An 11,995-nucleotide genomic window follows, 5' to 3' on the forward strand; every position below is an offset into this window, starting at 1 on the left:
TGAGAGAATAACCTCTCTGAAATTACATACATAATCAAATGAGTCTAGTGACGATGGCAAAGAGGTCACACCCGTTCCCATACCGAACACGGAAGTTAAGCTCTTTAGCGCCGATGGTAGTAAGGGGCTTCCCCTTGTGAGAGTAGGACGTTGCTAGGCTCAAAAAGCTATTACTGACGTAAGGTCGGTAGTGGCTTTTTTTATGCCCCTTACTACCAAGGACTGAAAGTCCGATCGGCGCGATAGAGGAGTGGCATTTAAAACGAAAGAAAAACAATTATTTGGAGGAAACGAGAAGCACGGAGACCAAGAAGTTCAAGGAAGCGAGGCAGCCCGGAGCGGAGCGTACTATGTACGTGAGCACCGGACTGAAGAAGCTGACACAGAAATTCACTGGTCAACGTGCTTCGGAGTTAGCGCCGATGGTAGAAAGGGGCCCTCCTTGTGAGAGTAGGACGTTGTTTTTTAATATGCCACTGTAAAATGCCAATTTCACAAGTGAAAACCCAACGGTTTAAAAAAACAATAAATAGTTAATATTTACAGCATTTAATTGAAAATAACAACAAGGACAAAAAGTCCACTCGAGTTCAATAAACCGCAGTACAACTAAAGAAACACTACAAAAGAAAAAGCATATATAACATTTAATTTCAATAAAAAAGAGAAGATACAGTGTACGAGCACCGGACTGCGGAAGCTGACGCAGAAATTCACTGGTCAACGTGCTTCGGAGTTAGCGCCGATGGTAGAAAGGGGCCCTCCTTGTGAGAGTAGGACGTTGTTTTTTAATATGCCACTGTAAAATGCCAATTTCACAAGTGAAAACCCAACGGTTTAAAAAAACAATAAATAGTTAATATTTACAGCATTTAATTGAAAATAACAACAAGGACAAAAAGTCCACTCGAGTTCAATAAACCGCAGTACAACTAAAGAAACACTACAAAAGAAAAAGCATATATAACATTTAATTTCAATAAAAAAGAGAAGATACAGTGTACGAGCACCGGACTGCGGGAAGCTGACACAGAAATTCGCCGGTCAACGTGCTTCGGAGTTAACGCCGATGGTAGAAAGGGGCCCCCCTTGTGAGGGTAGGACGTTGCTTTTCCATAATACCACGGCAAAGTGGTGCTTATTTCGCAAGTAAAAATCTAACGGTTTAAAAGATGAGAGCAAAATAACATTTAGCGGCAAAAAAATATAATAATCCACTTGTAAAAATGATAAAAATGGATATAATATATTTTGTATGCAATAACATTATAAATTTTTCATTGTTCCGAAGTAGCTCAGTGGTAGAGCAATCGGCTGTTAACCGATTGGTCGTAGGTTCGAATCCTACCTTCGGAGCCATTTTTTTTGCATTTTTACAATAACAATGCCTCTATCAATTTTCTTACAATATCGTTAACACCATTCTATTAGATATATTCCAAATTCCTCAGCAAAACATCTATTATTTTTAAATACAGTTTCCATGTTTACAATACAATATAAAGTATACAAGTAGGAAAAATTTTATAATAGAAGAATAGTTTATTTATTTTATGATAAAACAATTTTCTTAAATCAGCACAACACTATTAATGTTCCATATGACTAAAATATCATATTAGAATAATTTAATATTTTATACCCTCTTACTAATAAAAAGTAAGGGGGTATTTTGTTATAAAAAATCTCAAAAATTAGAAAATTTTATTCATAAATAAGAAAAAAGATTAGTATATTATACAAAACATCTCATCTATTAACTGCTAATGTAACTAATAAACTAAAAGGGGGAACTTTATTGGGGCCGATATTGGAGATAGAAAATGTTTCATTACACTTTGGAGGAGTGAAAGCTTTAGATCAAGTTTCATTTCATATTAACGAAGGAGAAATATTCTCACTTATAGGTCCAAATGGTGCGGGAAAGACAAGCATGTTGAATTGTATTAGTGGATTGTATCATCCAACAAGCGGCTCAATCCGCTATAAAGGGAAAGATATAACTAATATGAAACCTTATGAACGAACAACCCTTGGAATTGCACGGGCTTTCCAAAATATTGCGTTATTTGCGCATATGTCAGTATTGGACAATATTAAATTAGGTAGACATACATTAATGAAATCAGGTGTGTTTAGTGGTGGAATTTATGTTGGTAAAGCATCAAAAGAAGAAATAGAACATCGTGAAAAAGTAGAAGAAGTAATAGAGTTTTTAGAGTTACAGGATATTCGACATAAACCAGTTGGCACTCTTCCATATGGACTACAAAAGAGAGTAGAAGTAGGCCGAGCGTTAGCCTTAAATCCCGAGCTGATTTTATTGGACGAACCAATGGCTGGGATGAATGGTGCCGAAAAAGAAAGAATGTCTCAATTTATATTAGATATGCATGAAGTCATGAAAATTACAGTAGTACTTATTGAACATGATTTAGGTGTTGTAATGAGCTTATCTAATCACATCGCAGTGTTGGATTTTGGGAAACGCATAGGTTTTGGAACACCTAAGGAAGTAAGAGAAAATCCAGATGTAATAAAAGCTTATATTGGAGAAGAAACAGTTATTTGAAGGGGGAAAAACATGGTAACAACGGTCACGTTACCGTCACTTTTATTTGAACGAGCGAAAATCGAATCTTTAGGAGTAGCTTTTAGACAGAAACAATTGGGAATATGGAAAGAAATCACGTGGAGCCATTACTTAGAGAATGTAAAGAGATTATCGATTGCTTTACAGAAACATTATGATTTTAAAGAAGGGGAAACGCTAGCCATTATAGGGGAAAATAAACCACAATGGCTATATGCTCAGCTTGCAGCACAGACAATTGGTGGAATATCAGTAGGAATTTATCAAGAATCTTTACCAGAGCAAATTCGATTTTATTTGAATGATACAAGACCGAGAATCGTCATTGTTGAAGATAAGGAGCAAGTGGATAAATTATTAGCAATTGAAAATGAAGTCCCATTCATAGAACATATTGTTTATTATGATGCTCGAGGTTTAAGACATTATCGTCACCCAAAACTAATTTACTTGGAAGAATTACTGAATATTGGTGCAGAACGATTAAAAGAACATCCGAATTTTTTCGAAGAACAGATTTGCCTTTTAGAAGAGCAAAGAGAAGCGCTTATTTCCTACAGTGCCGCAACAAGTGGAAACCCAAAAGCAGCCGTATACACCCATTATCAACTAATTGAAGCAGCCAAAAATTTAACTCAACTAGATGAAATGAAAAAAACGGATGATTATTTTTCATTTCTCCCGCTTGCTTGGATACATGAGCAAATTATGGGGATTGTGGTTCCTTTAGTTATTGGGTTGACAGTAAATTTCCCTGAACGTTCGGATACAGTTATTGGTGATTTGAGAGAAATTGGACCACAAACAATAATTGCTTCTCCGAGAGTGTATCAATCGATCATGTCAAATGTTCAAGTTCGTATGGAAGGAGCTAGTTGGTTCAAAAGAAAAGTATATCAACTATTTAAAAAATATGGTGATAAGCGCGCAAAGGCAAAGTTGGAGAATCTCCAGCTTACTGCATTTGAACGTTTTATGTACTTCCTTGGAGATGTCATTATTTTTAGTGCAATTCGCGATCATTTAGGTTTAGCGAGAACGAGAAGAGCATATGTTGCAGGAGCAGCATTGCACCCTGAAGCATTATATTTTTATCATAGCATCGGTGTAAATGTGAAGCAGACGTATGGTGGAACAGAAGTAGCGGGAATTGCCATTGTTCAACGAGATGATGATATCAAAGTGGGCAGTTCTGGTATGGCGCTTCCAAATACGGAAGTAAAAATTGGAGAAGATGGACTAGTATATTTAAAAAACAATGCCATTTTCTCTAGATATTTAAACGATGAACATCAGGAATTGGTGATTGATGGATGGATTTCCCTTGGAGATAAAGGTTTCATTGATAAGGATGGTCATCTCTATATTTTGGATAGAAAAGAAGATGTGATCGTCATGCCAAAAGGAGAAATTTATCCTCACAAAATTGAAAATATATTAAAGTCCAGTCCATATATTCAAGAAGCGATTGTGTTTGGAAAAAATCGTCCATTTTTATCTGCACTTATTAATATCGATATGACTACTGTTGGAAGATGGGCGGCTAAAGAGCGCATAGTATATACAGAATTTTCTGATTTATCAGTAAATAATAGAGTGATTGAATTAATTCAACAAGAAGTAAAAAGGTTAATGGAGGAATTACCTCCACAAGAACGGGTAAAGCGATTTATCATTTTACACAAACAATTTTCAGCAGATGCAGGAGAACTGACAAGAACATTAAAAATTCGAAGGAATTTCGTTGAAAATGCTTATAAAGAGCTAATCGATGCAATGTATTCAAATAATCAATTGATTCAAGTGCGCATATCGGAAACAGAACCAGTAGAGGAGCTTCCATTGCGCATCGTTCAATTGGAGCAGAATTTGGAGGTGCCTGAGGATGTTCTTCTTGCAAATGCTTATTAATGGAATTGTCGTTGGTAGTATTTATGGTCTTGTAGCTCTCGGTTTTGTTTTGATTTACCGAGCCAGTGGAGCGCTAAACCTAGCTAATGGTGAATTTGTATTATTTGGACCATATGTTTGTTTAGTCATTATGACGGCTTTAAACGTGCCTTTCCTTGTTGCATTTATAGGGACGTTATTATTTAGTGCATTTTTAGGGTTAGTCGTTGAGCGACTAGTCATTCGGCAATTACAAAATGCACCGACAATTTCTGTCATTATGGCAACACTAGGATTATCAAGTTTACTAGCTGGTGCTGTTCATATTATTTGGGGACATACAACTAGAACTTTTCCACCGGTGTTCCCGCAGACGCCGCTGAATATAGGAGGAATCATAATTACACCAGTCTATTTATGGTCCTTTATTATTGTCATGATTTTATTAGTTATTTTTTCAATTTTTTTCAAATACTCCAAAATTGGTCTAGCGATGCGTGCGGTTGCAGACGATCGACAAGCTGCATTATCCATGGGGATGAGCGTAAAGTTCGTTTTAGCGATGACTTGGATGATTGCCTCCATGGTAGCCGCAATAGGAGGAATATTGCTTGGAAATATTAATGGAGTTAGCCCTACTATGTCAGCAATTGGTTTAACAGTATTACCGGTTGTGATTCTTGGAGGACTTGATAGTGTAATGGGGGCAATTATTGGAGGTTTTCTCATTGGCATTATACAAAACTTGGCAGGAGGTTATTTAGATCCTCTCGTAGGAGGAGGATTAAAAGATGTAGTGCCATTTATTGTGGTTCTATTAATCCTAATGTTAAAACCACATGGCTTGTTTGGTAGCCGTGGTATTGAGAGGGTGTGACGTTGTTGAGGAATTTGTTTGTAAGAGAATGTGGAAATTACAAAACATCCTATAAAGATGATATGAAACTCTTTGGAACGAAGAGTGAAATCGTAAAATGGCTTTTTTTGTTCATCATTTTACTAACATTACCGCTCTACGTATCGAATTATTGGGTAGGGCTTCTTACCCTTTGTGCTATTTCCGCTATCGGTGCAATTGGCTTAAACATTTTAACCGGATTTACTGGACAAATCTCTATCGGAGTTGGTGCATTTTTAGGGGTAGGAGGATATACAACAGCGATACTCACTACAACTTATGGTTTAAGTTTCTGGGTTTCTCTCCCGCTAGCTGGTATTGTGACAGCATTGGTTGGAGGATTGTTTGGAATTCCATCTTTAAGACTAAAAGGGTTATATTTAGCCATTGCCACATTGGCAGCACAAGTGATTATTACATTCATCATCAGCCGATGGGATAGCGTCACAGGTGGAACAGCAGGAATGGTATTGAGCAGGCCTAGTATCGGAAGCTATTCTTTCATGTCTAACGCATCTTATTATTATTTATCGATTATCATTTTGATTTTAACCGTCATATATTCGGTGAATTTATTGAGAACGAGAGTCGGGCGAGCCTTTTTAGCTGTTCGAGATCGAGATATTGCTGCGCAGATTATGGGGATTAACTTATTCTACTATAAAGTACTAGCCTTTATTATAAGTTCCTTTTTCGTTGGGATTGCAGGAGCATTATTAGCTCATTACACAATGATTGTGAGTCCTGAACTATACAATATCCATGTTTCCATTCAATACCTCGCCATGGTGTTGATTGGTGGGTTAGGAAGCATTTTAGGATCTATTTTAGGGGCTATATTCATTACCCTTTTACCTGTTGGACTAACATCTATTGTTGATTTGTTAACTGCATACATGCCTAACTTATACCAATTATTCTCAGCCTTTAAAGAATTTGTTTTCGGTTTAGCGATTATTCTGTTTTTAATTTTTGAACCGGGTGGTTTAGCTCATATTTGGCATAACATAAAAAACTATTTCAGAGTTTGGCCATTCTCTTATTAAGTTAGTTAATAAATTTTATATAAAAAAGGGGGATTTTGGTTTGAAAAGCAAACAACTTTTGGGGATTATGCTAGGGGTGTTGCTCATCATCCTTTCAGCTTGTGGAGGTGGAGACTCAGCAAATCCAAGCACTTCAAACGATGGTAGTTCATCGAATTCGAGCGATAGTGGAGGCAAACGCACAGTCGTTGTTGGAGGTTTGTATGATATCACAGGTGGTACTGGAGATGTAGGAACACCTTATGCGGAAGGAGAAAAAGCATATTTTGAGTATCTAGAAATGAAAGGCGGAGTGGAAGGACTTGACCTAAAATTAATCGGTAAAGATTACGCCTACCAAATTCCAGAAGCGCAAAAAATTTATCAAGAATTGCGTGATAAGGAAAAGGCTGTTGCTATTTTAGGTTGGGGTACAGGTGACACGGAAGCTTTAAGACAGCAAGTAGCTACAGACCAATTACCATTTATTTCAGCTTCTTACTCTGAAAACTTGAAAAATATTAATGAAAGTCCATACAATTTCTTAACAGCTGCTTCCTATTCAGATCAAGGACGAGCAATTCTTAAATGGATTGTTGAAAACCATGAAGGAGACGATGCTCCAACTTTAGCATTGCTTTACAATGACACAGCATTTGGGCGTTCACCAATTGAAGATATTAAAGAATATGCAAAAGAAGTTGGAGTGGAAGTAGTTGATGAACAAGTTATTGATGTTCAAGCAACAGAAGCTCAATCTCAATTGTTAAATATGGAAAAGAAAAATCCAGATTATGCTATTATTCAACAAACTTGGGGAGCTACATCTACAATTTTACGTGATGCAAAAACATTAGGCATTGATACGCAATTTATCGGATTAAACTGGGCAGCAGGTGAAGGAATTATTGATATTGCAGGTGCAGATGTTGCAGAAGGATATATAGGTATCCTTTCCCATGCATTCCCGTATGAAGATATGCCTGGTATGGCGGAGATCAAAGAATATTTAGATGCAAAAGGTAAGACAGTTGATGATATTAACCAAAAATTTGTACAAGGATGGGTTGCAGCAAAAATTATGGTTGAAGCAATTAAAATCGCTGCAGAAAAATATCCTGAAGGCGATTTAACAGGACCACAAATTCGCGAAGGTCTTGAATCCATTCAAAACTTAGATTTAGGCGGTTTAGCTGCAAATGTATCCTTTGCTCCAGATAATCATGCTGGTACAGAAATGACTCGACTTGGTATTGTGAAAAACGGAAAATGGGAGCCAATTACTGATTACTTCAGCTATAAAGATTGAAAAAATCAAAATTAATGAAAGGGACAACATTCTATTGTCCCTTTTTCTCTTTAACGATTGATGGAAGGAGATAAAAAAATGCTTCGTGTGAGTAATTTAGAAGCGGTTTATCAAAAAATGATTCTAGCATTGCGAGGAATTTCGCTTAATGTTAAAGAAGGGCAAATAGTTGCACTGCTTGGCAGTAATGGTGCGGGGAAATCAACAACTTTAAAAGCCATTTCAGGTTTATTGGCTGCAGAAGACGGACATATTACGGACGGAACAATTGAATTTCAAGGAGAAATCATAAACAATATTTCTCCCGATCAGTTGGTGAAAAAGGGAATCTTTTTGTGTATGGAAGGTCGTAGAATATTTAAAGATTTAACGGTGGAAGAAAATTTATATGCAGGAGCATATACAAGAAAAGATCGCTCTTCAATTAAAAGTGACATTGAAAAGATTTATGAATATTTCCCAAAATTAAAAATGCTTGAACATCGAAAAGCAGGTTACTTATCTGGTGGAGAACAACAAATGTTGGCCATTGGCAGAGGACTTATGGCAAAACCAAAATTATTACTGCTTGATGAACCATCACTGGGCATTGCCCCATTGCTTGTAAAGGAAATTTTTGAGAATATAAAAAAGATTAACGAAGAAGAAGGTTTGACGATATTAGTCGTCGAACAGAATGCTAACATCGCCCTTTCTATAGCACATTATGGATATATTATCGAAAATGGTAGGGTTGTAATGAAAGGTGAAGCATCGGCATTATTAGAAGATAAAAATATTAGTGAACATTATTTAGGCACTGGAAAAGATATAAAAGAAGGTAGAAGCAATCGGCGCCGACAAAGAATTGTTTGGTAAGAAGTATTTACAATTATAGAATTGGCTACCTTAAAGGTATTAGTATACTTTTAAGGTAGTTATAAATTTTTTTGAAAAAAAATTTAATTTTTCTATTGCATAGTTCAGTAATACATGATAATATAATTCTTGTCTTGTTAAGGAGACAATGGCCCGTTGGTCAAGTGGTTAAGACACCGCCCTTTCACGGCGGTAACACGGGTTCGAATCCCGTACGGGTCATTATTTTTTATTAATTTAGGAGGATTAGCTCAGCTGGGAGAGCACCTGCCTTACAAGCAGGGGGTCGGCGGTTCGATCCCGTCATCCTCCACCATATATTGTTTGGATATACATTTGGAGGGGTAGCGAAGTGGCTAAACGCGACGGACTGTAAATCCGTTCCCTTTGGGTTCGGCGGTTCGAATCCGCCCCCCTCCACCATTTATTGGGGTATAGCCAAGCGGTAAGGCACCGGATTTTGATTCCGTCATGCCCAGGTTCGAATCCTGGTACCCCAGCCACTAAAATAATATTGCTTAAGATTGTATATTACCCTTCAATAAAGTGTTAATCGAATAAATAATTTTAACTAGTCAATCCTTTACTCAATGAGTAAAGGATTTTTTTTATTGTATAAAGGTCAAGAGTACACGAAAAACTATAATTTAATTCCATGCTTACAAGTTTAATGGATTGGTTAAAACGTATTTTTGAAATACATTCTATATGAAGAAATCGCTATATTCTGTGTTTTTTTATGTATATTTATACAATTTTTTGTCAAGTTGAGTCAAACCATCATTCTCTTATAGAATTAAATTTATCAGGGGGTGTTTTTATGGAAAGAAAAAAAATATCAATTATAGGAGTTCCATCAGATTATGGTCAACAACGTAGAGGGGTAGATATGGGGCCAAGCGCGATGAGATACGCTGGCGCAATTGAAAGATTAGAAAGATTAGGATATGAAGTGATTGATGAAGGAAATGTATCAGTTCATAAAACGAAAAAAAGTGAGATTAGCGATAAGAAATTGTTAAATTTAGAAGAAGTTCTAGAGGTTAGTGAAAAATTAGCGGACAAAGTGGATGAAGTTATTCAGCAAGGAAGATTTCCTGTAATTCTTGGAGGAGACCATAGTATCTCTATCGGTTCCATTGCTGGAATAAGAAAACATTATAACAATTTAGGTGTTATTTGGTTTGATGCTCATACAGACATTAATACTTCGGAAACAACTCCTTCCGGAAATATTCATGGTATGCCTTTAGCGGTAAACCTTGGACTTGGTGATGAACGATTAATTAATATCGCAAAAAATGCACCAACGATTAAATATGAAAATGTGGTCATTATAGGCGCTCGTTCGATTGATGAGGGAGAAAGAGCTTTAATTAAAGAAAAGGGGATTAAAATTTTTACAATGCATGAAATCGATCGAGTGGGTATGACAAAAGTAATAGAAGAAACAGTGGCATATTTAAGAGAGCGGGAAGTTGATGGGGTGCATATTTCCATTGATTTAGATGCTTTGGACCCTATCTATACACCTGGAGTAGGAACGCCAGTACCTGGAGGAATTACTTATCGAGAAAGCCACTTAGCAATGGAAATGTTGGAAGAGGCCAAAATTATTACTTCATGTGAATTTGTGGAAGTAAATCCAATTCTTGATGAGCGCAATAAAACTGCTGATACTGCGGTAGCATTAATGGGGTCGTTGCTAGGCGAAAAATTAGTGTAAAATGCACTATTTATTTGATAAATTTGGTATTTTATACTTTATTAGGGTCAGAATTCTTTTTTTGTATTTTAAATAAAAATGAAACTTTGTGAAGAATTCATTCGTATATTACGTTAAGCCAAAAAAGGTGGAGAGAAACACATGGATGCGTTAGTGAACAAAAGAATAAAGCAAGTGCTAAAAGGTGATCAAAACGCATTTTCAGATATTGTGAGCCTCTACCAGCACAAGCTATACCAAATTTGTTATCGAATGCTTGGAAATAAGCAAGAGGCGGAAGATATTGCTCAAGAAGCTTTTGTTCGGGCGTATATTAATTTACATACGTTCGATCAAAATAGGAAATTTTCAACTTGGCTTTATCGCATAGCAACGAACCTGTGTATAGATCGAATTCGTAAGAAAAAACCAGATTACTATTTAGATGCTGAGGTAGATGGCACTGATGGATTAAATATGTATTCACATATTGCAAATGAAGAAGATCTACCTGAAGATGTAGCTCTCCAAATGGAATTTCAAGAACGCATCCAATATGAAATTAGCAGGTTACCTGAGAAATATCGTACGGTGATAGTACTAAAATATATTGAAGAATGTTCTCTTCAAGAAATAAGTGAAATACTTGACTTGCCTTTGGGAACGGTGAAAACTAGAATTCATAGAGGTCGTGAAGCGTTAAGAAAGCAGCTTAACAAATTGTAGGAGGGGAATTGCATGAGTACGTGTCCACAACACATTATTGACTATATGCACGAGTATTTAGATGGCGACATTAGCCGTGAACACGAACAAGTGCTAAAACAGCATTTGAAGACATGTACGGAATGTCAACAACATATGCATCAACTGAGTGACACGATTGCATTTATTAAAAGTGCAGCGCATATTACAGCACCTCCACATTTTGAGGAAAAGGTAATGAAGCGTCTGCCTAGACCGAAAAGTCGAGTAGGCGTGCAAAAATGGCTTAGAAGACATCCATTTTTAGTAGCGGCCGCAATGTTTGTTTTATTTATGAGTGCAACGTTATTTGGAAGTTTTAATGATGATAAATTTTCAGTAACGAAACAACCAAACTTAATCGTTGAAGGGCAAACGGTCATTGTTCCTGAAGGTGAAGTCGTAAAAGGTGATATTGTTGTAAAAAACGGAGATATTGTAGTTGAAGGAGAAGTAGATGGCAATATAATCGTCATTAATGGGGAGTATATGGCATCTACGGCAGTTGTATCGGGACAGATTCAAGAAATCGATCAAGTGTTTGAATGGATATGGTATGAGATTAAACGAATGGCATCGGACTTTGTGACACTGTTTGAAAAAGATGAAGAATAAAATAGGAATTGGATTGTTCAGCAGCAAGTAGATGTAACAAAAATTAAATGTGTTTTTAAAGAACTGTAATCTTACATGTGGCGTGGACATATATACAGTTTCTATGCATGCATTCTTCAGGAAAGTAATGTCTGAAAAGTGGCAAAGAAGCATTGCTAGTATGTTCTTCTTTTGAAACAATAATGATTTAAACAAAAAATTATCATCCGAAAATGGATGATAATTTTTTTGTTAGTGCGCCTGGCATGGGTGTAATCTATAGGGTGTAAGTCCCGAACTGTGAAGGCAGAAGTAACAGTTAGCTTAACGCAAGGGTGTCCGTGGTGACGCGGAATCTGAAGGAAGCGAGCGGCAAACT

The 11,995-nt window shown here is 36.6% G+C and carries 9 protein-coding genes, 5 tRNA genes and 1 rRNA gene; all 15 read left to right on the plus strand.

All coding sequences use genetic code 11. From position 1 onward, the window contains the following. Positions 1–43 precede the first annotated feature (43 nt). The 15 genes from rrf to HF990_RS14235 all read left to right on the plus strand — a co-directional run bounded on the left by rrf (position 44) and on the right by HF990_RS14235 (position 11,637). Positions 44–159, plus strand: a 5S ribosomal RNA gene (rrf, locus tag HF990_RS14165). 1,125 nt (positions 160–1,284) lie between these two features. Beyond that, positions 1,285–1,359, plus strand: a tRNA-Asn gene (locus HF990_RS14170). A 439-nt stretch (positions 1,360–1,798) separates the two neighbouring features. Beyond that, positions 1,799–2,572, plus strand: a complete 774-nt coding sequence (locus tag HF990_RS14175; RefSeq protein ID WP_016839636.1) for an ABC transporter ATP-binding protein — start codon at positions 1,799–1,801, stop codon at positions 2,570–2,572. Between the two features lie 12 nt (positions 2,573–2,584). Next, entirely contained in the window at positions 2,585–4,504 is a 1,920-nt protein-coding gene (locus HF990_RS14180) for an AMP-dependent synthetase/ligase (RefSeq protein ID WP_016839637.1), read from the plus strand. Beyond that, complete coding sequence (locus HF990_RS14185; RefSeq protein ID WP_016839638.1) at positions 4,479–5,360, plus strand: branched-chain amino acid ABC transporter permease; 882 nt, start codon at positions 4,479–4,481, stop codon at positions 5,358–5,360. The genes HF990_RS14180 and HF990_RS14185 overlap by 26 nt, the downstream gene beginning before the upstream one ends. 5 nt (positions 5,361–5,365) lie before the next feature. Beyond that, positions 5,366–6,427: a branched-chain amino acid ABC transporter permease gene (locus HF990_RS14190; protein ID WP_026019165.1), complete on the plus strand. Its 1,062-nt coding sequence runs from the start codon at positions 5,366–5,368 to the stop codon at positions 6,425–6,427. A 40-nt stretch (positions 6,428–6,467) separates the two neighbouring features. Next, positions 6,468–7,715, plus strand: coding sequence for an ABC transporter substrate-binding protein (locus HF990_RS14195; RefSeq protein ID WP_016839640.1), 1,248 nt, complete (start codon positions 6,468–6,470; stop codon positions 7,713–7,715). A gap of 78 nt (positions 7,716–7,793) precedes the next feature. Next, complete coding sequence (locus HF990_RS14200) at positions 7,794–8,573, plus strand: ABC transporter ATP-binding protein (protein ID WP_016839641.1); 780 nt, start codon at positions 7,794–7,796, stop codon at positions 8,571–8,573. A gap of 150 nt (positions 8,574–8,723) precedes the next feature. Further along, positions 8,724–8,795: transfer RNA gene (locus HF990_RS14205), tRNA-Glu, on the plus strand. Positions 8,796–8,813: 18 nt separating this feature from the next. Further along, positions 8,814–8,889: transfer RNA gene (locus tag HF990_RS14210), tRNA-Val, on the plus strand. Between the two features lie 22 nt (positions 8,890–8,911). Beyond that, positions 8,912–8,996: transfer RNA gene (locus HF990_RS14215), tRNA-Tyr, on the plus strand. Between the two features lie 5 nt (positions 8,997–9,001). Next, positions 9,002–9,076 (plus strand) — tRNA-Gln (locus HF990_RS14220). 317 nt (positions 9,077–9,393) lie between these two features. Then, a complete protein-coding gene (gene rocF, locus HF990_RS14225; protein ID WP_016839642.1) occupies positions 9,394–10,299 on the plus strand; it encodes an arginase in 906 nt (301 codons plus the stop codon). Positions 10,300–10,440: 141 nt separating this feature from the next. Continuing rightward, positions 10,441–11,004 carry an RNA polymerase sigma factor SigW gene (gene sigW, locus HF990_RS14230; protein WP_016839643.1) on the plus strand — a complete coding sequence of 188 codons (564 nt, stop codon included), beginning with the start codon at positions 10,441–10,443 and terminating at the stop codon, positions 11,002–11,004. A gap of 12 nt (positions 11,005–11,016) precedes the next feature. Beyond that, a complete protein-coding gene (locus tag HF990_RS14235; RefSeq protein WP_016839644.1) occupies positions 11,017–11,637 on the plus strand; it encodes an anti-sigma factor family protein in 621 nt (206 codons plus the stop codon). The last annotated feature ends 358 nt before the right edge of the window (positions 11,638–11,995 follow it).

The organism is Ureibacillus thermosphaericus (assembly GCF_012396605.1).
GTDB classification, from domain to species: domain Bacteria; phylum Bacillota; class Bacilli; order Bacillales_A; family Planococcaceae; genus Ureibacillus; species Ureibacillus thermosphaericus.